Source organism: Streptomyces sp. RGM 3693 (genome assembly GCF_050471125.1).
Classification (GTDB): Bacteria; Actinomycetota; Actinomycetes; order Streptomycetales; family Streptomycetaceae; genus Streptomyces.
The window spans coordinates 961,144-987,505 of the sequence record NZ_JBMPPQ010000003.1 but is presented as its reverse complement, the minus strand read 5'-3'; the positions used below and the strand labels follow the sequence as shown (position 1 = coordinate 987,505).

At 69.7% G+C, this 26,362-nt stretch carries 11 protein-coding genes; 2 read left to right on the top strand and 9 right to left on the bottom strand.

The annotated features are described in order from the left end of the window. From ACO0M4_RS32730 to ACO0M4_RS32690, 9 genes are all read right to left on the bottom strand, one after another. Nucleotides 1-7,806 carry an amino acid adenylation domain-containing protein gene (locus tag ACO0M4_RS32730; protein WP_430374694.1) on the bottom strand — a complete coding sequence of 2,602 codons (7,806 nt, stop codon included), beginning with the start codon at nucleotides 7,804-7,806 and terminating at the stop codon, nucleotides 1-3. Between the two features lie 170 nt (nucleotides 7,807-7,976). Next, nucleotides 7,977-8,141, bottom strand: coding sequence for a hypothetical protein (locus tag ACO0M4_RS32725; RefSeq protein WP_430374693.1), 165 nt, complete (start codon nucleotides 8,139-8,141; stop codon nucleotides 7,977-7,979). Nucleotides 8,142-8,868: 727 nt separating this feature from the next. Next, on the bottom strand, nucleotides 8,869-9,876 hold the full coding sequence (locus tag ACO0M4_RS32720; protein ID WP_430374692.1) for a transketolase family protein: 1,008 nt from the start codon (nucleotides 9,874-9,876) through the stop codon (nucleotides 8,869-8,871). Then, nucleotides 9,876-10,754 carry a transketolase gene (locus ACO0M4_RS32715; protein ID WP_430374691.1) on the bottom strand — a complete coding sequence of 293 codons (879 nt, stop codon included), beginning with the start codon at nucleotides 10,752-10,754 and terminating at the stop codon, nucleotides 9,876-9,878. Before ACO0M4_RS32715 ends, ACO0M4_RS32720 begins: the two co-directional genes overlap by 1 nt. Continuing rightward, complete coding sequence (locus ACO0M4_RS32710; RefSeq protein WP_430374690.1) at nucleotides 10,751-11,911, bottom strand: M20/M25/M40 family metallo-hydrolase; 1,161 nt, start codon at nucleotides 11,909-11,911, stop codon at nucleotides 10,751-10,753. The genes ACO0M4_RS32715 and ACO0M4_RS32710 overlap by 4 nt, the downstream gene beginning before the upstream one ends. After that, complete coding sequence (locus ACO0M4_RS32705) at nucleotides 11,908-12,753, bottom strand: [LysW]-aminoadipate kinase (protein ID WP_430374689.1); 846 nt, start codon at nucleotides 12,751-12,753, stop codon at nucleotides 11,908-11,910. Before ACO0M4_RS32705 ends, ACO0M4_RS32710 begins: the two co-directional genes overlap by 4 nt. A gap of 74 nt (nucleotides 12,754-12,827) precedes the next feature. Next, the gene (gene argC, locus ACO0M4_RS32700) at nucleotides 12,828-13,865 is read right to left on the bottom strand and encodes an N-acetyl-gamma-glutamyl-phosphate reductase (RefSeq protein ID WP_430374688.1); all 1,038 of its coding nucleotides are present in this window, start codon (nucleotides 13,863-13,865) and stop codon (nucleotides 12,828-12,830) included. After that, a complete protein-coding gene (locus ACO0M4_RS32695) occupies nucleotides 13,859-14,752 on the bottom strand; it encodes a RimK family alpha-L-glutamate ligase (RefSeq protein ID WP_430374687.1) in 894 nt (297 codons plus the stop codon). Before ACO0M4_RS32695 ends, argC begins: the two co-directional genes overlap by 7 nt. Then, nucleotides 14,749-14,913, bottom strand: coding sequence for a lysine biosynthesis protein LysW (locus ACO0M4_RS32690; protein WP_356943724.1), 165 nt, complete (start codon nucleotides 14,911-14,913; stop codon nucleotides 14,749-14,751). Before ACO0M4_RS32690 ends, ACO0M4_RS32695 begins: the two co-directional genes overlap by 4 nt. Before the next feature lie 441 nt (nucleotides 14,914-15,354). Here ACO0M4_RS32690 and ACO0M4_RS32685 point away from each other — a divergent pair, with 441 nt between their 5' ends. Beyond that, nucleotides 15,355-21,690, top strand: a complete 6,336-nt coding sequence (locus ACO0M4_RS32685) for an amino acid adenylation domain-containing protein (RefSeq protein WP_430374686.1) — start codon at nucleotides 15,355-15,357, stop codon at nucleotides 21,688-21,690. A gap of 52 nt (nucleotides 21,691-21,742) precedes the next feature. Beyond that, entirely contained in the window at nucleotides 21,743-26,362 is a 4,620-nt protein-coding gene (locus tag ACO0M4_RS32680; protein WP_430374685.1) for an amino acid adenylation domain-containing protein, read from the top strand.

Genomic DNA, 26,362 nt, shown 5'->3' with positions numbered 1-26,362 from the left:
TCAGGACACGCTCCACTCAGCTTCGAGCTGGTCGATTTCGTTTTGGTTGAGGGTGACGAGGGGGAGGTCGCTGGGGGTGGGGGGGGGGGTGGTGTGGGTGGTGGTGTGGGTGGTGATGGCTTGGAGGGCTTGGGTGTAGAGGGCCGCGAGCTCCTCGACGTGGGCGGGCTCGATGACCGTGTGGGGCCAGGAGAAGTGGGTGGTGAGGCGAGGGCCGTCGGGGTGGTCGTGGGTGGCGGCGTTGATGGCGAGGGTGTGGGGGGTGGGCATGTGGTCGTGGGGGTTGTGCGGGTTGAGGCGGCTGGTCTCGGGGGCGGTGGCGAAGTGGCCGGCGCCGTCCGTGTTCTGACTGTGTGAATCGGGTTCGGGCTTGGTGTTGGTGCGGCCGAGGTAGTTGAAGCTGATGTGGGGGGTGGGGTGGGTGGTGAGGGTGTGGTGGGGGGTGAGGTGGCGTAGGAGGCCGTAGCCGATGCCGTCGTCGGGGATGGTGCGTAGGTGTTCCTTGATGGTTTTGATGGTGTGGGTGAGGTTGGTGGTGGGGGTGTGGATGTCGTGCCAGGTGGTGGGGGTGGTGGGGAGGCGGACGGGGTGGAAGGTGGTGAACCAGCCGGTGGTGCGGGTGAGGTCGGCGTTGGTGTGGGTTTCGTGGCGGCCGTGGGTTTCGAGGTCGATGAGGGTGCCGTGGGTGGCGGGGTGGCCGTGTCGGCGTCGCCATTCGGTGTGGGCGAGGTGGAAGGCGGTCAGGAGGATGTCGTTGATGCCGGCGTTGTAGGCGGCGGGGACGGTGGTGAGTAGGGCGTGGGTCAGGTCGGGGTCGAGGGTGTGGGTGTGGTGTTGCTGGGTGGCGGTGGTGTCGGTCGCGGGGTTCAGGGGGCGGGTGCCGGGTGTGGGGTCGGCGGGGGTGAGGACCTGGCTCCAGTAGCGGCTTTGGTTGTGGACGGGTTCGGTGGGGGCGAGGTGGGTGAGTTGGTGGGCCCACTGGCGCAGTGAGGTGCCTGCGGCATCGAGGTGGGGGGTGTGGCCGTGGTGGTGGGCGTGGTAGGCGGTGGCGAGGTCGGGCAGGAGGATCCGCCAGGACACGCCGTCGACGGCGAGGTGGTGGACGGTGATCAGCAGGCGGCCGCTGTCGCCCGGTCCGGCGTCGAAGAACACGGCCTGGACCATGCGGCCCTGTGCCGGGTCCAGGCGTGAGGCCGCGGCCTGGACGTGGGTGTCCAGGACGGTGATCCGCTCCTCGTGTCCGGCGGGCAGGAGGGTGCGGGTCAGGATCCCGCGGGCGGTCGCGGAAGTTCCCGGTGCCGGCGGCGGGATGTGCAGGGTGTGGGTGTTCTGGCCGGTGTCGTGGTCCAAGCGGGCGCGGAGGCTGTGGTGGTGGTCGAGCAGACTTGTGAGCGCGCGGTCGATGGTGTCGAACGATGCCCCGGGCGGGGTGGTGACCAGGACGGACTGGTTGAAGTGGTCGATCGGGCCGCCCAGTTCGAGCAGCCAGTGCATCACCGGGGTCAGCGGCATGTCCCCCCACGGCTCCCACGCCTGCTGCGAGCCAGTGCCGGCGCTATCCGTTTCGTCGGTGGCGGCGGTGGCGAGTTCGGCGACGCTCTGGTGGAGGAAGACGTCCTTCGGACGCAGCACTAGACCGTGCCGGCGGGCGCGGGAGACCAGTTGGATCGAGGTGATCGAGTCACCGCCCAGTTCGAAGAACCGGTCATGGACACCGACCCGTTCCAGTCCCAGCACCTGCGCGAACAACGAGGCCAGGATCTCCTCGCGCGCATTGCGCGGGCCGTCGCCGGCCGTGGCCGCACCAGGGGTTGCTTCGGGAGCGGGCAGGCGGTTGCGGTCGAGTTTGCCGTTCGCCGTCAGCGGCAGCGCGTCCATCACCACGAACGCGGAGGGGACCATGTAGTCGGGCAGGACCTCAAGCAGCGCCTGTCGCAGCCGGCCCGCCTCCACCACCGTTCCGGCGGACGGGACGATGTAGCCGGTCAGGCGTTTGTCACCGGGGCGGTCCTCCCGCACGATGACCGCGGACGCGGCGACACCCGATACCCGGGACAGTGCCGCCTCGACCTCGCCGGGCTCGATCCGGAAACCCCGGACCTTGACCTGGTCATCGGCCCGGCCCAGGAAGTCCAACGTCCCGTCCGCCCGCCACCGCACCAGATCCCCCGTGCGGTACATACGCGACCCGGCCGGCCCGAACGGATCCGCCACGAACCGCTCCGCGGTCAGCCCCGCACGACGCAGATAACCGCGTGCCAGACCCGCACCCGCCACATACAACTCACCCGCGACACCCACCGGCACCACCGACAACGACCCGTCCAGCACATACACCCGCGTATTCCCCACCGGAACACCAATAGGAATGCGGTCGTCGAGGTCGGAGACGGCGGTGAGTGTGTGGTGGACGGCGCACAGCGTGGTCTCGGTGGGCCCGTAGCTGTTGGTGACGAGAATGCTGGGGCTTGCGTCGAAGATGCGCTTGACGACCTGCGGCGACATGCTCTCGCCGCCACTCCAGATCTCCCGGACGCCGGTCAGGCACGCAGGGTGCTCCTCCACCAGCAGTCGCAGTACGGAGGCCGCCACCATGAGGCCGGTCACCTCGTGGTCGGTGATGGCCCGGGCGAGCGTTTCCATGTCCATGTCGCCCGCAGGCGCCACGACGATGACGCCACCCGTCAGCAGCGGACCCCACAGCTCGTACGTGGAGGGGTCGAACGTGCTCGGGGAGTGCATCAGGACCTTCGCGCGCGATTCCGCGCGCCAGCACGGGTCGTCGACAAGGGCCAGCACGTTGGTGTGCGTGACCGACACACCCTTGGGAACACCGGTGGAGCCGGATGTGAACATCACATAGGCCACCTGGTCCGGGGCGGACGTGATCCTGGGGTCGGAGTCCGACTCATCGGCCAGCCCGCTGATGCCGTCCAACACGACGGACTTCACCGGAAGCGAGGGGGCGAGCCGATCGGGACGGTCGACGAGAACGGTCCGGGCAGCGGTCTCCTCGAGAACCTGACGGATGCGCTCTGTCGGAAGCCGGTCGTCCAGCGGCACGTACGAGCCACCTGCCTTGATGACCCCCAGCACCGCGGCAACGGACACCACGGAGCGGTTCACCAGTACGGCCACGCGGTCCTCGACGCGCACGCCCTCCCGGATCAGCCGGTTCGCGACCCGGTTCGACAGCAGATCCAGCTCGGCGAAGGTCGCACGGCCATCCGCTGAATCCACGGCGATCTCTGCCGCGCGGGTGAGAGCCTCCGCGGCAAACCGTGCCTGGAGCGATCCTTCGATCACGGTGGCCCCGTCGGCGTTGTGGCCATGGGCCGAGACGAGTGCCTGCTGCTCGTCGGCCGAGAGGGTCTCCAGGGTGTGGAGGGGGGCGTCGGGTTCGTGGGCGGCGGCGGTGAGGAGGTGGGTGAGGTAGGTGGTGATGCGCTCGGCCGTTGCACGGTCGAACAGGTCCGTCGCGTACTGGAGCGCTGCCTCGATGCCGGCGGACTCGATGTTGCCGCCGCGTTCGGCCACTGCGAAGGTGAGGTCGGTTTTGGCGGTTGTGGTGGTGGGCGGGAGGATGTCCGCGGTCAGGCCCGGGAGGGCCAGCTGGGCCTGGCTGTTGTTCTGATAGGCCAGCGTCACCTGGAAGAGGGGATGCCGCGCCAGGCTCCGCTGGGGGTTGACGGCCTCGACGAGGGATTCGAAGGGGAGGTCCTGGTGCGCGTAGGCGGCCAGATCCGTCTCCCGGACTCGGGTGAGGAGGTCGCGGAAGGTGGGGTTTCCGGTGGTGTCGGTGCGCAGGACGAGGGTGTTGACGAAGAATCCGACGAGGTTGTCGAGGGCGTCGTCGGTGCGTCCGGCGATGGGGATGCCGATGGGGATGTCGTTGCCCGCGCCCAGTCGGGTCAGGGTCGCGGCGATCGCGGCCTGGAAGACCATGAACATGCTGGTGTTCGTCGACCGCGCCAGCGCCGCCAGCCGGGCATGGGTGTCCGCGTCCACCTCGAACGCGGCAAACTCGCCCCGGTGCGAGGGCTCTGCCGGCCGCGGCCGGTCAGTGGGCAGCGCCAGTTCCTCCGGTGCCCCGGCCAGGTTTTCCTTCAGGTATTCCAACTGGCGGGCGAAGAGGGACTCGGGGTCGGCGGGGTCGCCGAGGAGGTCCTGCTGCCAGAGGGTGTAGTCGGCGTACTGGACCGGGAGTTCATCCCACCCGGGCGCGCTGCTGTCCCGAAGACGAGCGGTGTATGCCTGCCCCAGGTCGTTCAGGAACGGGGCCGTCGACCAGCCGTCCGAGGCGATGTGGTGCATCAGCACCAGCAGCACCCACTCCTGCTCTCCGATCTGGAAGAGGGTCACCCGCAGCGGGATCTCCGCCGCGAGATCGAACACGCGTAGGGACGCGTGCGCCAGACGATCCGCCAGCTCCTCCCGCGTGCACGGCAGCACCTCGAACGGAACGGGCTGTCCGGCCGGCCGGACGTCCTGGAACGGCTCCCCCTCCCCCTCACCGATCAGCGTCCGCAGCACCTCGTGCCGGTCCACCACATCACCAACCGCAGCCTCGAGGGAAGCCACGTCCAAGGTGCCGGTCAGACGGACCGCCAGGGGAATGTTGTAGGCGGTGCCGAGAGTTCCCAGGCGTCCCAGGAACCACAGCCGGCGCTGTGCGAACGACACCGGCACACACCCCGCACGCCCTGCCCGCCCCGCACGGGCAGCCGTCACCGGCAGCCGCTCACTGGCACCGCCGTCCATGCCCTGCACCAGGCCCGCCACCGTCGGCGCATCGAACAACGCCCGCAGGTGCATCTCCCAGCCCAGCACCGACCGCACCCGGCTCGCCAACCGCGTCGCCAGCAGCGAATGCCCGCCCAGATCGAAGAAGTTGTCATCGATCCCGACCCGCTCCACACCCAGCACATCCGCGAACAACGAGCACAGGACCTCTTCCCGCGCATCCCGCGGACCACGACCGCCGCCCTCACCCCCGTACTCGGGCACCGACAGACCACGACGGTCCAGCTTCCCGTTCGCCGTCAACGGCAACGCGTCAAGCACCACGAACGCCGACGGCACCATGTACTCCGGCAGCACACGCCGCACCAGCGCACGCAACTCACCCACCACACTCGAACCCGCAACACCACCGGCCGGCACCACATACGCCACCAGCCGCTTGTCACCCAGCCGGTCCTCACGCACCACAACCACCGCATGAGCCACCGACCCATGCCCCACCAACACCGACTCGATCTCACCCAGCTCGATCCGGAAACCACGCACCTTCACCTGGTCATCCGAACGAGCCAGATACTCCAACTCCCCATCACCACGCCACCGCACCACATCACCCGTGCGATACATCCGCGCACCCGCAGGACCAAACACATCCGCCACAAAACGACCCGCCGTCAAACCAGGCTGACCCACATACCCACGAGCCACACCAGCACCCGCGACATACAACTCACCCACCACACCCACAGGCACCGGACGCAAACCCTCATCCAGCACATACGCACGCATGTTGCGGACAGGGCGACCGATGGGGACGTTGCCGTCGTCGATGGGGTTGTCGGGGTTGATTTGGTGGGTGGTGCAGCCGACGGTGGTTTCGGTGGGTCCGTATTCGTTGAGGATGGTGACGTTGGGGTGGTTTTGGCGCCAGTTGCGGAGGTTGGTGCCGTGGAGGGCTTCGCCGCCGAGGACGATGTGGTGGGTGGGGGAGTGGGTGGGGGGGAGTGTGGTGAGGAGGTCGAGGTGGCTGGGGGTGGCTTTGAGGAAGGTGGTGGGGGTGGTGGGGGTGGTTTCGAGGTCGGTGATGTGGAGGTGTCCGCCGGTGGTGAGGGTGCCGTGGAGGACGGTGACGGTGAGGTCGAAGGTGAGGGGGGAGTGGAGGGTGGTGGTGTGGTTGAGGCTGGGGTAGAGGGTGCGGCAGTTGTGGAGGTAGTGGGTGAGGTTGTGGTGGGTGATGGTGACGCCTTTGGGGCGTCCGGTGGAGCCTGAGGTGTAGATGGTGTAGGCGGGGTTGTGGGGGTGGGTGGGGATGTTGGGGTTGTGGGTGGGTTGGTGGGTGGTGTTGGGGAGGGTGGTGAGGGTGAGGAGGGGGTTGGTGTTGTTGAGCATGTAGGTGATGCGGTCGGTGGGGTGGTCGGGGTCGAGGGGGAGGTAGGCGGCGCCGGTTTTGAGGGTGGCGAGGGTGGCGGTGATGAGGTCGATGGAGCGGGGGAGGTTGAGGGCGATGTGGTGTTCGGGGTGGGCGCCGTGGTGGATGAGGTGGTGGGCGAGTTGGTTGGCGCGGGTGTTGAGTTCTGCGTAGGTGAGGGTGGTGTTGTTGTGGGTGAGGGCGGGGGCGTCGGGGGTCCGCTCGACCTGAGCCTCGAACAACGCCATGACGGACGGCTCGCCGTCCAGGGACACGATGTGGCCGGTGCTCCACTCGCTGGTCAGCATCCGGCGCTCGTCGGCGTCGAGGACGTCCACGTCAAGCAGTAGCCGGTCGGGATCGGCTGCAACGGCCGCGATGATCCGGGTGAGGTACCCGACGAGACGCTCGGCCGTGGCGCGGTCGAACAGGTCGGTGGCGTACTGCAGGGCGCACTCCACACCGTGCGGTGCACCCCCGTCGTGTGCACGCTCCAACGCGAAGAATTCGAGGTCGAACTTCATCTGGCCGGCCGGCGGGCGCTCTACGTCTGAACGGAGGCCATGGAAGTGCTCCGTCCTCGCAGGCTCGTTCCGGTACGCGAGCATGACCTGGAAGAGGGGGTGGCGGGCGAGGGTGCGTTGGGGGTTGACGGCTTCGACGAGGGATTCGAAGGGCAGGTCTTGGTGGGCGTAGGCGGCGAGGTCGGTGTCGCGGACTCGGGCCAGGAGGTCGCGGAAGGTGGGGTTGCCGGTGGTGTCGGTGCGCAGGACGAGGGTGTTGACGAAGAATCCGACGAGGTTGTCGAGGGCGTCGTCGGTGCGTCCGGCGATGGGGATGCCGATGGGGATGTCGTTGCCCGCGCCGAGTCGGGTCAGGGTCGCGGCGATGGCGGCCTGGAAGACCATGAACATGCTGGTGTTCGTCGACCGTGCCAGCGCCGCGAGCCGGGCGTGGGTGTCCGTGTCGATGTCGAACAGGGCGAGTGCGCCGTCGTGGGAGGGCTCGGCCGGCCGCGGCCGGTCCACCGGCAGCGCCAGCTCCTCAGGCGCCCCGGCCAGGTTGTGCTTCCAGTACTCCAGTTGGCGTGCGAAGAGGGACTCGGGGTCGGAAGCCTCGCCGAGGAGGTCCCGCTGCCACAGGGTGTAGTCGGCGTACTGGACCGGGAGTTCCTCCCACACCGGAGCGGCGCCATCTTCCAGGCGTGCGCTGTAGGCGAGCCCGAGGTCCTTCAGGAACGGGGCCGTCGACCAGCCGTCGGCGGCGATGTGGTGGGTGAGGACCAGCAGCACCCACTCGCCCTCGGCGACCTGGAAGAGGGTCACCCGCAGCGGGAGCTCGGTAGAGAGGTCGAACACGTGCCGGCAGACCTCGGCCAGCCGGCCCGCCAGCTCGTCCTCCGTGCAGGCCACCTTCTCGAACGGGACGCTCTGGCCGATGGGCCGGATGTCCTGGAACGGCTCCCCCTCCTCCTCACCGATCAGCGTCCGCAGCACCTCGTGCCGGTCCACCACATCACCGACCGCCGCCCGCAGCGCACCCTCGTCGAGAGTGCCTGCCAGGCGGACCGCCAGGGGAATGTTGTACGCCGCACCCGCGACACCGAACCGGCCCAGGAACCACAGCCGACGCTGCGCAAACGACAGAGGAATCATCAGAACTCCATACGTTGGTAGGCAACACGAAGAGTCCGGTTGCACTTGTCACACGCATGGATGCCGACCGGGCAGTGTTCGCCTGAAACTGAGAGTGCCGGGCGAGAGATCGCCACAGAAGGAAGAGAGGAAGAAGGAAGGCGCGGTGAGATTGTCCGGGGGACTGCCGGTTACTGCCAGCCGTTGTTGTTCTTCATGTCGGCGGCGGGCTCAGTGCTCGACGTGGCGGTCGTGGCCATGTGGTCCAGTTTGGCCGACTGCGACAGCACCGTGAGAGAGAGGGTCGCGGCGGCGACGGCGGCTCGGACGACGAAGAGCTTGTGGATGGCAGTCATGTTGGTTCCCCGTGGTTGCTCGAATTGTGCGGTGTCCCGCTGATGACTGCATTCTTTGCAACGAGCGAGGGGGTGTTAAGGGTTTCCGGCGACAGGGTCCTGTCACGGCAGCTCGTTGACAGGGTGTTGCCGGGGGCCTGTGTCTCCTGCCCCCGGCCCCCCGGGCCAGCACGGGCCAAAGGAGGGAGCGAACGTGGCCGTACACGACAGCAACCGGCCCCGGGGAGGGGCCGGTTCCGGGTAGAGGTCCAGGAGGCAGAGCGCCCGGGCCGAGCTCTCCGCGCGCGCTAGGTCGGGAGCCATGAGGAAGAACACCGCACTGAGGTACGTTCCCTCGCACTGCACGAAGACGTGTTGCAGGTAGTGCTCATCGGTGGAGTGCCCGCGTAATCGGTGCCTGACGCTCTCGGCATCTGGCGCGTCGAGGTATTCCATATGGGCTTGAACGAAGTACATCTGATCCTTGCTCATCCAGAAGACAGTGCGAATGACAGGGGTGATGTAGAGGAAATCGAAGCGGCCGTGGCCGGCCGGCCTCGTTTCCACACCTGATCATTCGGAGTGCGGGGTGTGGAGGAAGGTCCGGTCGAAGTGGACCGGAAACGGGCGCGAACAGCGTCGGGCCGAGGTAGGGCCCGGTCGGAATGCACCGCGCGGGCCAAGCGGCACGTACAGCATTGCCACTTGGCCGCCCGGTCCAATCCTTCCACTGGAATGAGAGTCTTCTTCAAGCGGGAAGCGAGGTGCGCAAAGCGGTATTTACGTGTGCGACGACAGCGTCCGAGGTGATCCCGTTCCGGGCCAGCAGATGCCCGTGGCCACCGGTGCCGGCGGCGAAATGGTCCCTGACCGCCACCGGCCGCACCGAGCAGCCGCCCACCAGACGGCACACGGACTCGGCCACCGCGGATCCGAGCCCGCCGGCCGCCCAGTGCTCTTCGATGGTCACGATGCCGCCCGGCCTGCGTGCCGCGGTGGTCAGGGCCTCCGTGTCCAGGGGTTTGACGCTGTGCATGTTCAGAACGGTCACCTCGATGCCCTCCTGCGCCAGACGGTCCGCGGCATCCAGGGCCGTCAGGACCGGCAGGGAGCCCACCGCGACGAGCGTGGCGGCCGCGCCCTCGCGGAGCTGCTGCGCACGGCCGATCACGACCGGCGGAACGTCCTGGGCGAGATCCGGCGTGGCTTTGCGCCCGAGCCTCACGTACACCGGGCCGGGGAGCGCGTGCGCCTGAGACAGGAGCTCCAGCGTCGAGGGTCCGTCGGCGGGGGTGACCACCGTCATGTTCGGGAGCATGCGCATCACGCCGAGGTCCTCTAGCGAATGGTGCGTCGCCCCGAGGTGGCCCGCGGAGAGCCCGCCGTGCGTCGCGACGATGCGCACGGGCAGGTTGTTCAAGGCGATGTCGAGCTTGACGGCTTCCAGCGCGCGCGTCGCGGCGAACGTCGCCATGGTGTTCACATACGGAATGCGACCGGCCTTCGCGAGTCCCGCCGCGACACCCATGAGTCCCTGCTCGGCGATGCCCACGTTGACGTAGCGCGAGCCCTCGTCCCCCCACTCGACACCGTTGAACAGGCCGGTGTCGCTGTCGAGACAGACGACGCGCTCGTCCCGCCGCATCAGCTCCACCAAGGCATCCCGGTAGATCTCCCGCCCTGCCCGGGGCGCGGCCCGCTCCGCGGGGGAAGCCTGCCGGTCATGGCCGGCAACCGGCACCGTGGTCGTCGTCATCACAGGGCTGAGCTCCTTTGCTGTTCGCTGTCGAGCAGACGCAACGCCCGTTTCACCTGGCGGTCCGTCAGCCGTGCGTAATGGCTGCGCGCCTCTCCCTCGACCTGGGGGAAGCCGCGCCCCTTCACGGTGCGGGCGATCACCACGGTCGGCAGCCCGTCACCGCGCGGCACCGTGCCGAACGCGGCGCGCAGTTCGGCGGGGTCGTGCCCGTCGACCTCGTGCACAACCCATCCGAATCCGCGCCACCGCTCCGCGAGGCACGGCTCACCCATGGCGGCCGTGACCGGACCCGTGATCTGCAGGCCGTTGGCGTCGACGACGGCGACCAGCCGGTCGAGGCGCAGGGCGCTCGCCATCATCGCGGCCTCCCACACCGATCCCTCCTGCAGTTCCCCGTCACCGAGGAGGACGAAGCAGCGGCGGTCGGTGCCGGACAGGCGGAAGTCGAGGGCCGTTCCCACGCCCAGGGCCAGCCCGTGGCCGAGGGAGCCGGTCGGCATCTCGACCCCGGGTACCGACGGGTTGGGGTGTGCGGTCAGCTGGGAGTCGGGGCTGCCGTAGCCGGAGAGGAGCTCGTCGGGGAAGAAGCCGCGCCCGGCGAGTGCGGCGTAGAGTCCCAGCGCCCCGTGGCCCTTGCTGAGGATGAGGACGTCCCGGTCCGGGGCCTCGGGAGCGTCAGGGTCGATGCGCAGCACCGCGTGGTAGAGGGTGGCGAGGATCTCGGCCATGGAAACCGAGCCGCCCAGATGGCCGCCCTCCGGGTTGGCGCACATCTGCGCGACCTGCCGGCGCACCCGGTGGGCGTGCTCGCGCAGCAGCGCGTCCGGCGCGAAGGTGTCCGGGCGGACGGTCTGCGGGGGTGTGGTCGTGGTCATCTTGAGCCGCCTTCCGGGACGACCGCCGTTACGGGGGCGGATGCTTCGGTGTTCCGCCCGGTTTCGAGCCGCTGCCCGATGTCCTCCAAGGCCGACGCGAGGATGCCGATGCCGTTGAGGTACTCGGAGAGCAGGATGTGCTCGTCGTCGGCATGGTCCAGGGCGCTGTCTCCCGGCCCGTACGTGGCCATCGGGACCTGCCACGCCTCGGCGAGCGTGTTCATGTCCGAGGTCCCGGACTTGACCTTCATGCGCGGTCTGGCCCCTTGCGCACGGATGGCCGCCGACAGGGACTGCACCACCGGGTCCCCGCGACCAGTGCGGCAGGCGGCCACCGCACCCACGACATCGAGGGTGCCCTGCGGGGACAGCAGACGCCGCAGCTCCGCGACGAGCCCGTCGGAGTCATAGCCCAGCGGTGTGCGGATGCTGTACTCAGCCTCCGCAGACACCGGATCACCGGCGACGGACACCAGCGTCGCGGTGGGCTGGTCGAAACCGCCCGCGCGGGGATCGGCGGGATCGGAGCCGAGGACGGAGAGCAGGGTGCGCCAGCCCGCCGCAACCTGCTCGGCGGCCTGCGGGGCAGGGCTGCTCGGATGCGTAGCGGGGCACTCCACCCGGTAGCGCAGGTCGAGCTTGCCCTTGTACCCGAGGACGACCGTGTCCCAGCCGCTCGGCTCACCGATGATCAGGGCCTCCGGGCGGTGGTGGGTCTCCCGGACGAACACGGCGCCCCGCGACCCCGGGGTCTCCTCCTCGACCGCGCCGATCACCAATAGGCGGCCGCGGAACCCTGCGGCATTGACCGCCGCGCAGATCATGGTCGCCAGCGGCCCCTTCGCGTCGACCGCGCCGCGTCCGTACAGGCGGTCGCCCTCGACGCGGACGGGAACGCCGCCGCTGACGGTGTCCAGGTGGCCGAGCAGCATCACCGTGGGTCCGTCCCCGCGGACGATCTCGCCGACGGCGTTTCCCGCTTCGTCGACGCGGGCCGCGGTGAACCCCAGCTCCGTCATCGCGGCGACGATGTGCCGGGCGAGCGGCGCCTCCCCGCACGAGGGGGACGGGATCCGCAGCATGCTGCGCAGCAGACCGATCGCGTACGGCTCCGGGCAGGGCACGGCATCACGGCGTGCGGGGACGACCTCGATCATCTCTGGTCTCCGTTCGTGCCGGGGGAGTCGAGGACGATCCGGGTGACACCGCGGGTGAGCGCGGAGCGTACGGGATCGACAGCCCGGCCGTCCCCGACGAGCACCCGCCGCACCCCGCCGGCCAGCGCCTCACGCGCCGCCACCAGCTTCAGGCCCATACCGCCGCCCGTGTGCGGCGGAGCCCCGTCAAGCGGGACCCGGCACTCGGCCAGGACCGAGGTCTCGTCGGCCGGGTCGGCGAGAACACCCGGGGCGCCCGTCAGCATCACCAGGACGTCGGCCGCGAGCGCGGCGGCGATGGCCGCCGCCACCCGGTCGGCGTCCGCGTTCACCGGGCGGAAGTCCTCGGCCAGTGCCGGCGGGGACACCACCGGGGTGTGGCCGTCGGCCAGCAGGGTCCGCAGCAGGCCGGAGTTGACCGAGGCCACCCGGCCGCTGTGCTGGTCCCTGACCACCTGGGGGCGGCCGTCGACCACGGCCCGGTGCGCCGTCTTGCGGCGGGCCCGCAGCAGTCCGCCGTCGACGCCGGTGAGGCCGACTGCGGACACGCCAGCCGCCGCGAGTTCCGTCACCAGGCGCGGCTTGGTCACCCCCGCGAGCGCCATGTGCAGCACACGCAGCATCGGCTCGTCGGTGTAGCGGGTCGACACGCCGTCGGGGGCGACCAGCCTCCGCTGCTGCAGTCCCACCCGCTCGGCGAGCGCGTCGATGTCGGCCGACCCGCCGTGCACGAGGACGACGCCCCACCCCTCGGCCGCCAGCGCCGCCACGTCCCGGCACACGGCCGTCTGGTCCACGGCGGCATTGCCGCCGCATTTGACCACGATCGTCTTCTGTCGCATCGCCCGTTCTCTCGGATCTCGTATCGGTCCCGAACCCGCGGCCCACGGTGTGCGGTCCACGCCGTGCGGCCCGCTCAGTTCGGGTGCAGGCCCGTGAATTCCAGGCCGGTCTCCTCCGGCCAGCCGAACCGCACGTTCAGGCACTGGACCGCGTTGCCCGCACCGCCCTTGACGAGGTTGTCGAGAGCGCCGACGAGCACCAGCTCGTCATTCCGCTCCGACACGGCGAAGCCGACGTCGCAGAAGTTCGACCCGGAGAGGATCTTCGGCTCGGGCAGCCGGTAGGCGCCCCGCTTGTGAGCCACCACGCGCACGAACGGTTCGTCCCGGTAGGCGGAACGGAAGGCGGCTCGTACATCGGCCTCGGTCGCCTCGTCCACGAGCCGGGTCCGCGCCAGCACCTGCACCCCGCGGACCGCCTCCACCCCGGTCGCCGTCATCCGCACCGACAGGCCGGTGGCCTGTGCGATCTCCGCCTCATGACGGTGACCCGTCGGGGCGAAGACCCGCATCGCGCCACTGCGCTCGGCGTGCAGATTGGCCGGACCCGCCGACACCCCCGAGCCGCTGGAACCGGTACGTGCGTCCACCCGTACCGTGCCGTGCACCAGGCCCGCCTCGACCACCGGCCGCACGGCCAGGATCCCGGCAGCCGCCATGCAGCCGGGGACCGAGATGCGGTCACTGCCGGCCAGCTCCTTGCGGTGCCACTCGGGCAGCCCGGTGGTGAACTCCGGGATCAGCGCGGTCTGCGCGTGCGCGGCCCCGTAGTACGCCTCGTACACGGCCGGGTCCCGGAGCCGGAAGTCTCCCGACAGGTCGACCACCACGTCCGCCAGCGCCAGGTACTCGGGCATCCTGAGCATGGTCATGGTGTGCGGCATGGCCAGAAACAGCACGTCGTAGCGGGCACCGCCCGCACCCAGCCGCTCGTGGGCGACGAACCGCAGCTCCGAGCGACCCCGCAGGTTCGGGTGGGGGCCGTCGACCCGCCGGCCGGCGAGGCTGTCCGACGAGACGGCCGCCACCTCGACGTGCGGGTGGCTGAGCAGCAGACGCAGCAGTTCGCCGCCGATGTAGCCGGAAGCCCCGGCGATGGCTGCCCTCAGCATGTGGCGGCCCTCTCCTTCAGATGGTCCAGGACGGCGTCGGCCACCGGCACCGAGTCGCCGAGAGCGCGCTGGAATCCGGTGAACTCCACGCCGTGGTTGACTTCCAGGACGAACAACGCGCCGTCGGCGTCCTCGATGAGATCGACCCCCGCGATGTCCGCCCCCACGCACCGGGCCGACTCGGCCGCGAGCTTCTCGATCTCGGCGGTCACCGTGCAGGGCACCGTCTCCGCTCCCCTCGCGACATTGGTGCGCCATCCGCCGCCGCGCCGGTACACCGCTCCGACGACCCGGCCGCCGACGACCACGGCCCGGATGTCCCGGTCCGGTTTGGCGATCAGCTCCTGTACGTAGACGAGGTGCGAGGACGGACCGGGAAGGGCCGAGATGTACTCCATGACCGTCTCGGCGGCCTCCCGGTCCGGGAGCCGGCTCACGAGCCGCCCCCACGATCCGGTGAGCGGCTTCACCACGGCCGGATAGCCGATCGCCTCCAAGGCGTCCAACGCTGCCTCCGGCGTCAGCGCGAGTGCCGTACGGGGCGCGGGCAGCCCGGCCGCCCGCAGTGCCAGCGAGGTGCGGTACTTGTCCCCGCACACCTCCGTCGCGGCCGCCGAGTTGACGACCACCGCGTCCACCGACTCCAGGACCCGCGCCGCGTACACGGCCCGGGCGTGCCCGATCTCGCGGTTGAGCACCACGCGGCGGGTCCGCTCCGGTCCGGGGGACGGCACCGGATCCGCGTCGAGCGCCTGCCAGAGCCGCCGGCTGTCGACGACCTCGCACCGCAGCCCGTGCCGGTCGAAAGCGTCGAGTATCCGCTTCTCGTCCGTGCGGACCCGGGAGGCCACCATCGCGAAGGAGGCATCCCCACCGCCTGCCGTCACTCGCCCCAGTCCTCTTCGATCTCGGGAGCGAGCACCACCTGGAGCGGATCCACCGAAAGGATCTCCAACTCCGTGGAGCAGTCGCCGCACTCGACGATCTCGCTCACCCGCGGCGCATCGCCGACGACGACGGACGCCTCGCACTCAGGGCACGCAATCACTTGTCACTCCTTGCCATTGGTGTGGTTGGTGTGGTCGGTGTGGTCCGGACCGGATCCACGGATCGGCCGGCCGGCCCTCGTGTCCAGCCCGTGCCGAACGAGCACCAGTAGAGCCCGCACGGCACACCGTCCACGTCCACCGCCCCGATGAACCCGAGCGGAGCCGCCGTGTCGACATCCGGGACCCCGGCGTAAGCACAGCGTCGACACCCACTCCGCGCCCCGTTGCACTACCCGTCCCCATCCGGCCGTGTCTGGCAGCTAGTTGCCGGGGGGACGTCCTGACAACTCGCCCTCATGGTGATCGCGCCGGCGGACGACAAGACTTCCTGCCACGAGGACCCGAAGCAGCCGTGCCGTCCGGCAGGCCCGGGATTCCGCCGCACACTCGGCCCCGGCAATCGACGAACGGGCCTCTTCGCCAACGTGGGAGACATCGGAATGGGAAACTCTCTGCTGCCGCTGCTGGCCGCGCAGTCCGGCATCTGGTATGCGCAGAAGCTGGCCGCGGGCGAGCCCCTCTTCCGACCGGGTGAGTACCTGGAGATCCACGGCCCCGTCGACACGCTCGCCTTCCGGGCCGCCCTGCAGCAGGCCGTCGACGAAAGCGAGACGCTGCGGCTGAAGTTCGTCGAATCGGCCGACGGCCCCATGCAGTACGTGGCCCCGCACGTGGACGCGGACGCCCACATCGCCGACCTCAGCGCACTGCCCGACCCGCGCGCGGCCGCCGAGCGCTGGATGAACGAGGACCTGGGCCGGGTGCCCGACCTCCTCATCGAACGGCCTTTCTCCTTCGCGCTGTTCAGGCTCTCGGCCGACCGGCACCTCTGGTACCACGGCTACCACCACATCGTCATGGACGGGTTCGGAGCGGCCCTGTTCGCGCGCCGGGTTGCCGAGCTGTACACGGCCGCGATCGGCGGCGAAGCGGCATCGGAACGCCGGTTCGGCGGGATCGGGGAACTCCTCCTTGAGGAGAAGGAGTACGACTCCTCCGACCGGTTCAGGCAGGACGAGGAGTTCTGGCAGGGGGAACGCGACGCCGACCCGGCCCGGGAGCACAGCAGTTGGCCCCCGCTCCCGGGCACGTCGGACTTCGAGCGCTTCACCGCCACCGTCTCCGCCGACGTCACCCACTCCCTGCGCTCCCTGAGCGCGGATCTCGGCGTCAGCCTGTCCCGGCTGCTCATCGCCCTGACCGGCCGCCACCTCCAGGCGACCTCCGGCACCCGGTGCGCGGCCATGGAACTCCCCGTCACCGCCCGTACCACGCCGCTCGCCCGGAACACCCCGGCGATGATGATGAACGGTGTGCCCCTGACGCTCACCCTGCCCCCCGGCATGGTGCTGCCCGAACTGCTGCGGCACACCGCCGACCAGGTGAAGAGCGTGCTCCCGCACCAGCGGTTCCGGGGCAAGTACCTGCGCCGCGGCAGCGGCCTCCGGCCGGTCGTCAACATCATGCCCTTCGACTACTCGCTCACCTTCGGCGGCCACCCCGTCACCGCCCACAACATCTCCAAGCGGCGCGTCGAGGGCCTGTCGATCTCCACCTACACCCGCACCGCCGACGGGCCGCTCCTCATCGACTTCGACGTCAATCGCGGCCTGCTGGAGAGCGAGATCCCCGCGGCGCAGCCGGAACGCCTCGTCCGGGTGCTGGAGCAGGCCGCCGAACTCGCGGGCACGCCCGAGCACACGTCGTTCCCGGTCGACGGCCTCGACGTGCTGGGCACGGTGGAGCGGTCACGGGTGCTCGACGGGTGGAACGACACGGCTCTGGCCGATGCGGCCGGGTCGGTGGTCGGCCGGTTCGACGCGTGTGTCGCGGCGGCGCCGGAGGCGGTCGCGGTGTCCTGCGGCGATCAGGAGATGACGTACGAGGAGCTGGCGGAGCGGGCCGACCGACTGGCCCGGCAGCTTACCGCGCGGGGCGCGGGCCCGGAGCGGCTGGTGGCGGTGGCGCTGCCGCGCTCGCCAGGGCTGCTGGTGGCTCTGCTGGCGGTGCTGAAGTCCGGCGCCGCGTACGTGCCGGTCGATCCGGGCTACCCGGCCGACCGGATCGGGGGCGTGCTCGCCGACGCCGCCCCGCAGGCCGTGCTCACCTGCCGCGAGGTACACGACACCGGTGTCCTGCCGGCGCCCGGCCCGGACGGACCCGCCCACCTCCTCGTCGACCACCACGGCAACCTGGACGACACCGATGACCTCGGCGGCCTGCCGGAGCCGGACCCGGGGACGCGGATCCTCGCCAACCACCCGGCGTACGTGATCTACACCTCGGGCTCCACCGGCCGCCCGAAGGGCGTCGTCGTCACCCACGCGAACTTCGCCCACGTCCTGACCGCCAGTCAGCAGCGGCTGCCCCTCACCGCCGCCGACCGTTGGCTGGCGCTGGCGACCGTGGCCTTCGACATCGCGCACTTGGAGCTGTTCGCGCCGCTCACCCAGGGGGCCCGGGTGGTCCTGGCAACCACGGAGGAGGCCAAGGACCCCGCCGCGCTGGCCGGCCTGATCGCCTCCCACGACGTAACCGTCATGCACGCGACGCCCACCACCTGGCAGATGATCGTCGCCCAGGCGCCGCAGGCACTGCACGGCCTGCGCAAGTTCGCCGGTGGCGAAGCCCTGCCTCCGGCCCTCGCTGATCAGCTGCGAGCAGCCGAGGGCAGCGCCTACAACCTGTACGGCCCGACCGAGACCACCATCGTCGCCACCGCCAGTCGTCTGACGCCGCACGACCCCGGCATCTCGATCGGCACACCGCTGGCCAATATGCGTGTGTATGTGCTGGATGAGGGTTTGCGTCCGGTGCCTGTGGGTGTGGTGGGTGAGTTGTATGTCGCGGGTGCTGGTGTGGCTCGTGGGTATGTGGGTCAGCCTGGTTTGACGGCGGGTCGTTTTGTGGCGGATGTGTTTGGTCCTGCGGGTGCGCGGATGTATCGCACGGGTGATGTGGTGCGGTGGCGTGGTGATGGGGAGTTGGAGTATCTGGGTCGTTCGGATGACCAGGTGAAGGTGCGTGGTTTCCGGATCGAGCTGGGTGAGATCGAGTCGGTGTTGGTGGGGCATGGGTCGGTGGCTCATGCGGTGGTTGTGGTGCGTGAGGACCGGCTGGGTGACAAGCGGCTGGTGGCGTATGTGGTGCCGGCCGGTGGTGTTGCGGGTTCGGGTGTGGTGGGTGAGTTGCGTGCGCTGGTGCGGCGTGTGTTGCCGGAGTACATGGTGCCGTCGGCGTTCGTGGTGCTTGACGCGTTGCCGTTGACGGCGAACGGGAAGCTGGACCGTCGTGGTCTGCCGGTGCCCGAGTACGGGGGTGAGGGCGGCGGTCGTGGTCCGCGGGATGCGCGGGAAGAGGTCCTGTGCTCGTTGTTCGCGGATGTGCTGGGTGTGGAGCGGGTCGGGATCGATGACAACTTCTTCGATCTGGGCGGGCATTCGCTGCTGGCGACGCGGTTGGCGAGCCGGGTGCGGTCGGTGCTGGGCTGGGAGATGCACCTGCGGGCGTTGTTCGATGCGCCGACGGTGGCGGGCCTGGTGCAGGGCATGGACGGCGGTGCCAGTGAGCGGCTGCCGGTGACGGCTGCCCGTGCGGGGCGGGCAGGGCGTGCGGGGTGTGTGCCGGTGTCGTTTGCGCAGCGGCGGCTGTGGTTCCTGGGGCGCCTGGGGACGCTGGGCGCCGCCTACAACATTCCCCTCGCGGTCCGCCTGGCAGGCACTCTCGACGAGGGTGCGCTGCGGGCGGCGGTTGGTGATGTGGTGGACCGGCACGAGGTGCTGCGGACGCTGATCGGTGAGGGGGAGGGGGAGCCGTTCCAGGACGTCCGGCCGGCCGGACAGAGCGTTCCGTTCGAGGTGCTGCCGTGCACGCGGGAGGAGCTGGCGGATCGTCTGGCGCACGCGTCCCTACGCGTGTTCGATCTCGCGGCGGAGATCCCGCTGCGGGTGACCCTCTTCCAGATCGGAGAGGGTGAGTGGGTGCTGCTGGTGCTGATGCACCACATCGCCTCGGACGGCTGGTCGACGGCCCCGTTCCTGAACGACCTGGGGCAGGCATACACCGCTCGTCTTCGGGACAGCAGCGCTCCGGGCTGGGAGGAACTCCCGATCCAGTACGCCGACTACACCCTCTGGCAGCAGGACCTCCTCGGCGACCCCGCCGACCCCGAGTCCCTCTTCGCCCGCCAGTTGGAATACCTGAAGGAAAACCTGGCCGGGGCACCGGAGGAACTGGCGCTGCCCACTGACCGGCCGCGGCCGGCAGAGCCCTCGCACCGGGGCGAGTTTGCCGCGTTCGAGGTGGACGCGGACACCCATGCCCGGCTGGCGGCGCTGGCACGGTCGACGAACACCAGCATGTTCATGGTCTTCCAGGCCGCGATCGCCGCGACCCTGACCCGACTGGGCGCGGGCAACGACATCCCCATCGGCATCCCCATCGCCGGACGCACCGACGACGCCCTCGACAACCTCGTCGGATTCTTCGTCAACACCCTCGTCCTGCGCACCGACACCACCGGAAACCCCACCTTCCGCGACCTCCTCACCCGAGTCCGGGAGACGGATCTGGCCGCCTACGCGCACCAGGACCTCCCCTTCGAATCCCTCGTCGAGGCCGTCAACCCCCAGCGGAGCCTGGCGCGGCATCCCCTCTTCCAGGTGACGCTGGCCTATCAGAACAACAGCCAGGCCCAGCTGGCCCTCCCGGGCCTGACCGCGGACATCCTCCCGCCCACCACCACAACCGCCAAAACCGACCTCACCTTCGCAGTGGCCGAACGCGGCGGCAACATCGAGTCCGCCGGCATCGAGGCAGCGCTCCAGTACGCGACGGACCTGTTCGACCGTGCAACGGCCGAGCGCATCACCGCCTACCTCACCCACCTCCTCACCGCCGCCGCCCACGAACCCGACGCCCCCCTCCACACCCTGGAGATCCTCTCGGAGCAGGAACGCCGACAGGTCCTGGGGGAGGGGATCGTCCCGGACCGCGGACTGAACACGGACGTCCTGCCGTCCCTGTTCGAGGGGCAGGTGGCGAGTCGTCCGGACGCGGTTGCGGTGACGTTCGAGAGTGTGTCGCTGAGCTATGCGGAGCTGAATGCGCGGGCGAATCGTCTGGCGCACCATCTGATCGCCCGGGGGGCGGGTGCGGAGCGGACGGTGGCGCTGATGCTGCCGCGTTCGCTGGACATGGTGGTGGCGATCCTTGGTGTGCTGAAGTCGGGGGCGGCGTACTTGCCGATCGATCCGGAGTACCCGGCGGAGCGGATCGCGTACATGCTGGAGGACGCCCGGCCGCTGTTGACCCTGGACGCGCTGCCGGACCACGACGGGTTTCCGGAGACGGATCCCGGTGTGCGGATCCACCCGCACCACCCGGCCTACACGATCTACACCTCGGGCTCCACGGGCCGCCCCAAGGGCGTCATCGTCACCCACCAGAACGCCTGCCGGCTGTTCGCTGTCACGCAGGAGCTCTTCTCATTCGGTCCGGACGACGTGTGGACGCTGTTCCACTCCTACGCCTTCGACTTCTCCGTGTGGGAGATCTGGGGCGCACTCCTGCACGGCGGCAGACTGGTCGTCGTTCCGCAGCTCGTCACCCGGTCTCCCGCGAGCTTCCTCGACCTGCTCGTCGGCGAAGGGGTGACGGTCCTCAACCAGACGCCCTCCGCGTTCCGGCAGCTCACCCAGGCGGCGCGGGAGAACCGGACCCTCGCGGACGCGCTGGTGCTGCGCCGAGTCGTGTTCGGCGGCGAGAAGCTCGAACTGCCCGGGCTGGCGGACTGGTACGAGATCCGGCCGGCGGATGCTCCGCTCCTCGTCAACATGTACGGAATCACCGAGACGACGGTGCACGTCAGCTATCTGTCGTTGGCCGAGGAGATGACCCGCGCCGGGGGCGCCAGCCTCATCGGACGGGCCCTCGGCGATCTGCGCACCTACGTGCTCGACGATCTGCTGTGCCCGGTTCCGGTCGGCGTGGCGGGTGAGCTGTACGTCGCGGGACCCGGCCTGGCCCGCGGCTACCGGGACCGCGCGGCGCTCACCGCCACACGGTTCGTCGCCGACCCCTTCGCCCCGGGCGGTGGCCGTATGTACCGGACCGGCGACGTGGTGCGCTGGACCGCCGGCGGCAGCCTGGAGTTCGTCGGTCGTGCCGACGACCAGGTCAAGGTGCGCGGCTTCCGGATCGAACTCGGCGAGATCGAGGCCGCGCTCGGCGGTGACTCCGAGGTCGTCCACTGCGCGGTGATCGTGCGGGAGGACCGCCCCGGCGACCAGAGGATCGTCGCGTACGTCGTCCCCGGCGAGGGCTGCGGGGCCGATCCAGCCGGGCTGCGCCGTCGGCTTGAGAAGATGCTGCCCGACTACATGGTGCCCTCGGCGTTCGTCCTCATGGAGCGGCTGCCGCTGACGGCCAACGGGAAGCTCGACCGCAAGGCGCTTCTGGTGCCCGGCCACGCGCCCGCCGCGGTCGGTGGCCGGGGCCCGCGCACCCCGCACGAGGAGGTCCTCTGCGACCTGTTCGCCGAGGTGCTGGGGCTGGAGGAGGTCGGTATCGACGACGACTTCTTCGACCTCGGTGGTCACTCGATCCTGGTGACCCGTCTGGTCAGTCGCGTCCGCAACCAACTCGGCGTCGAGCTGCCCATCCGTGCGATGTTCGACACCCCCACCGTGGTCGGCATCGCCTCGCACATCGCCAGGCCGCAGGCCCCCAGGCGGCCTGCCCTGACAGCGCGACGCCGGCCCACCGCAGCCCGGTAACGGCTCTTCGGCGCGGCTCTTCCCCCTCTCACGTGATTCCTGTGGAGTTCTGATGATTCCTCTGTCGTTTGCGCAGCGTCGGCTGTGGTTCCTGGGCCGGTTCGGTGCGGCGGGTTCGGCGTACAACATGCCGTCTGTCATCCGTCTGACCGGCACCTTGGACGTGGCTTCCCTCGAGGCTGCGGTTGGTGATGTGGTGGACCGGCACGAGGTGCTGCGGACGTTGATCGGTGAGGGGGAGGGGGAGCCGTTCCAGGACGTCCGGCCGGCCGGACAGCCCGTTCTGTTCGAGGTGCTGCCGTGCACGCGGGAGGAGCTGGCGGATCGTCTGGCGCACGCGTCCCTACGCGTGTTCGATCTCGCGGCGGAGATTCCGCTGCGGGTGACGCTCTTCCAGATCGGGGAGGGTGAGTGGGTGCTGCTGGTGCTGATGCACCACATCGCCTCGGACGGCTGGTCGACGGCACCGTTCCTCAAGGACCTGGGGCAGGCATACACCGCTCGTCTTCGGGACGGCAGTGCTCCGGGCTGGGATGAACTCCCGGTTCAGTACGCCGACTACACCCTGTGGCAGCGCGACCTGCTCGGCAATCCTTCCGACCCGGAGTCCCTGTTCGCGCAGCAGCTGGAGTACTGGAAGCACAACCTGGCCGGGGCGCCTGAGGAGCTGGCGCTGCCGGTGGACCGGCCGCGGCCGGCCGAGCCCTCCCACGACGGCGCACTCACCGTGTTCGAGGTGGATGCGGACACGCACCGCCGTCTTGCTGCGCTGGCGCGATCGACGAACACGAGCATGTTCATGGTCTTTCAGGCGGCGATCGCCGCGACGCTGACGAGGCTGGGTGCGGGTGCCGACATCCCGATCGGCATTCCCATCGCGGGACGCACCGATGACGCCCTGGAGGAACTGGTCGGGTTCTTCGTCAACACTCTCGTTCTGCGAACCGACACCGCGGGCAACCCCACCTTCCGGGATCTCCTGGCCCGTGTCCGTGACACCGACCTGGCCGCCTACGCCCATCAGGACCTGCCCTTCGAGTCCCTTGTCGAAGCGGTCAACCCTCAGCGGAGCCTGGCCCGCCACCCCCTCTTCCAGGTCATGCTCGCGTTCCACAACACCTCGCGCGCCACCCTGGAACTGCCGGGCCTGGAGCTCGAAGCCGTACCGGGCACTGAAGCAGCGGCCCTCTTCGACCTGGCGTTCAACATCGCCGAGACCCACGACGACGGCACCGCGCCCGCCGGCATCAGCGGGGGCCTCCAGTACGCCACCGACCTGTTCGACCGCACCATGGCCGAGCGGATCACGACGTACCTCACCCGCCTCCTCACCGCCGCCGCCGAACACCCCGACAGGCCCCTCCACACCTTGGAGATCTTGTCGGCCGACGAGCGCAGCAGGCTCGCCGAGATCGGCACGGGCCCCACGACACCGAACGCCGCACCCCGCCTCCTGCTCCCTGCTCTGTTCGAGGGGCAGGTGGCCTGTCGTCCGGATGCGGTCGCGGTGACGTTCGAGGGTGTGTCGCTGAGTTACGGGGAGGTCAATGCTCGGGCGAATCGTCTGGCGCACTATCTGATCGGTCGGGGGGCCGGTCCGGAGCGGACGGTGGCGTTGATGCTGCCGCGTTCGCCGGAGATGGTGGTGGCGATCCTGGGCGTGCTGAAGTCGGGTGCGGCGTATCTGCCGGTGGATCGGGAGTATCCGGCGGAGCGGATCGCGTACATGTTGGAGGACGCGCGGCCGCTGCTGACCCTGGATGCGCTGCCGGACCTCGACGGCCTGCCGGAGACCGATCCCGGCGTGCGGATCCATCCCGACCACCCGGCCTACACGATCTACACCTCGGGCTCGACCGGCCGCCCCAAGGGCGTCGTCGTCACCCACAAGGGCATTCCGAACCTCGTCTCCAGCAAGATCAAGGGATTCGCGGTCAGTCCCGGAGACTGCATGCTCCAGTTCGCGTCGCCTGGCTTCGACGCCGCCTTCATGGAGATCAGCGTCTCGCTGCTGGCGGGCGCGACGCTGGTGCTCGCACCGACGGAGAAGCTGCACGACGCGGAGGCACTCACCGAACTCCTCGCACGTGAGGGCGTCACCCACGCGCTGATCCCTCCGGCCCTGCTGTCGGCCCTGACCCCGGAGCGGATGCCGGACTTCACCCTGATCGTGGCAGGCGACGCCTGCTCCGCCGACGCCGTGGAGACCTGGTCCCGCGGGCGGCGCATGATCAATGCCTACGGGCCGAGCGAGTACACCGTGTGCGTGTCCATGAGCGCCCCGCTCAGCGGATCGGCGAAGCCGCCGATCGGTGTTCCGGTGGGGAATACGCGGGTGTATGTGCTGGACGGGTCGTTGTCGGTGGTGCCGGTGGGTGTCGCGGGTGAGTTGTATGTGGCGGGTGCGGGTCTGGCACGCGGTTATCTGCGTCGTGCTGGGCTGACCGCGGAGCGGTTCGTGGCGGATCCGTTCGGGCCGGCCGGGTCGCGTATGTACCGCACGGGGGATCTGGTGCGGTGGCGGGCGGACGGGACGTTGGACTTCCTGGGCCGGGCCGATGACCAGGTCAAGGTCCGGGGTTTCCGGATCGAGCCCGGCGAGGTCGAGGCGGCACTGTCCCGGGTATCGGGTGTCGCCGCGTCCGCGGTCATCGTGCGGGAGGACCGCCCCGGTGACAAACGCCTGACCGGCTACGTCGTCCCGTCCGCCGGAACGGTGGTGGAGGCGGGCCGGCTGCGACAGGCGCTGCTTGAGGTCCTGCCCGACTACATGGTCCCCTCTGCGTTCGTCACCCTTGACGCGCTGCCGCTGACGGCGAACGGCAAACTCGACCGCAACCGCCTGCCCGCTCCCGAAGCAACCCCTGGTGCGGCCACGGCCGGCGACGGCCCGCGCAATGCGCGCGAGGAGATCCTGGCCTCGTTGTTCGCGCAGGTGCTGGGACTGGACCGGGTCGGTGTCCATGACCGGTTCTTCGAGCTGGGCGGTGACTCGATCACCTCGATCCAACTGGTCTCCCGCGCCCGCCGGCACGGTCTGGTGCTGCGCCCGAAGGACGTCTTCCTCCACCAGAGCGTCGCCGAACTCGCCACCGCCGCAACCGACGAAACGGATAGCGCCGGCACTGGCTCGCAGCAGGCGTGGGAGCCGTGGGGGGACATGCCGCTGACCCCGGTGATGCACTGGCTGCTCGAACTGGGCGGCCCGATCGACCACTTCAACCAGTCCGTCCTGGTCACCACCCCGCCCGGGGCATCGTTCGACACCATCGACCGCGCGCTCACGAGTCTGCTCGACCACCACCACAGCCTCCGCGCCCGCTTGGACCACGACACCGGCCAGGACACCTACCGCCTGCACATACCCCGGCCCGAGCCGGGCACCCGCGCCAGCGAGCGCCAGGTCCTGTCCCGTATCGAGCTGCCCGCCGGACACGACGCCCGCGTCGACGTGCTGGACACCCACGTCCAGGCCGCGGCCTCACGCCTGGACCCGAAGGGCGGGCGGATGGTCCAGGCCGTGTTCTTCGACGCCGGACCGGACGACAGCGGCCGCCTGCTGATCACCGTCCACCACCTCGCCGTCGACGGCGTGTCCTGGCGGATCCTCCTGCCCGACCTCGCCACCGCCTACCACGCCCACCACCACGGCCACACCCCCCACCTCGATGCCGCAGGCACCTCACTGCGCCAGTGGGCCCACCAACTCACCCACCTCGCCACCACCGAACCCGTCCACAACCAGAGCCGCTACTGGAGCCAGGTCCTCACCCCCGCCGACCCCACACCCGGCACCCGCCCCCTGGACCCCGCGACCGACACCACCGCCACCCAGCAACACCACACCCACACCCTCGACGCCGACCTGACCCACGCCCTACTCACCACCGTCCCCGCCGCCTACAACGCCGGCATCAACGACATCCTCCTGACCGCCTTCCACCTCGCCCACACCGAATGGCGACGCCGACACGGCCACCCCGCCACCCACGGCACCCTCATCGACCTCGAAACCCACGGCCGCCACGAAACCCACACCAACGCCGACCTCACCCGCACCACCGGCTGGTTCACCACCTTCCACCCCGTCCGCCTACCCACCACCCCCACCACCTGGCACGACATCCACACCCCCACCACCAACCTCACCCACACCATCAAAACCATCAAGGAACACCTACGCACCATCCCCGACGACGGCATCGGCTACGGCCTCCTACGCCACCTCACCCCCCACCACACCCTCACCACCCACCCCACCCCCCACATCAGCTTCAACTACCTCGGCCGCACCAACACCAAGCCCGAACCCGATTCACACAGTCAGAACACGGACGGCGCCGGCCACTTCGCCACCGCCCCCGAGACCAGCCGCCTCAACCCGCACAACCCCCACGACCACATGCCCACCCCCCACACCCTGGCCATCAACGCCGCCACCCACGACGGCGAAGAAGGCCCCCGTCTCACCACCACCTACTCCTGGCCGGCCACCCTCCACGACCCCGCCCACATCCAGGAGCTCGCGGCCCTCTACACCCAAGCCCTTCAAGCCATCACCACCCACACCACCACCCACACCACCCCCACCCACACCCCCAGCGACCTCCCCCTCGTCACCCTCAACCAAAACGAAATCGACCAGCTCGAAGCTGAGTGGAGCGTGTCCTGA

Bases quoted from the DNA above. Each gene is read 5' to 3' on its own strand.
- ACO0M4_RS32710 (WP_430374690.1), bottom strand. From the start codon at position 11,911: ATGATCGAGGTCGTCCCCGCACGCCGTGATGCCGTGCCCTGCCCGGAG.
- ACO0M4_RS32720 (WP_430374692.1), bottom strand. From the start codon at position 9,876: ATGACGACGACCACGGTGCCGGTTGCCGGCCATGACCGGCAGGCTTCC.
- ACO0M4_RS32730 (WP_430374694.1), bottom strand. From the start codon at position 7,806: ATGATTCCTCTGTCGTTTGCGCAGCGTCGGCTGTGGTTCCTGGGCCGG.
- ACO0M4_RS32725 (WP_430374693.1), bottom strand. From the start codon at position 8,141: ATGACTGCCATCCACAAGCTCTTCGTCGTCCGAGCCGCCGTCGCCGCC.
- ACO0M4_RS32685 (WP_430374686.1), top strand. From the start codon at position 15,355: ATGGGAAACTCTCTGCTGCCGCTGCTGGCCGCGCAGTCCGGCATCTGG.
- ACO0M4_RS32705 (WP_430374689.1), bottom strand. From the start codon at position 12,753: ATGCGACAGAAGACGATCGTGGTCAAATGCGGCGGCAATGCCGCCGTG.
- argC (WP_430374688.1), bottom strand. From the start codon at position 13,865: ATGCTGAGGGCAGCCATCGCCGGGGCTTCCGGCTACATCGGCGGCGAA.
- ACO0M4_RS32715 (WP_430374691.1), bottom strand. From the start codon at position 10,754: ATGACCACGACCACACCCCCGCAGACCGTCCGCCCGGACACCTTCGCG.
- ACO0M4_RS32680 (WP_430374685.1), top strand. From the start codon at position 21,743: ATGATTCCTCTGTCGTTTGCGCAGCGTCGGCTGTGGTTCCTGGGCCGG.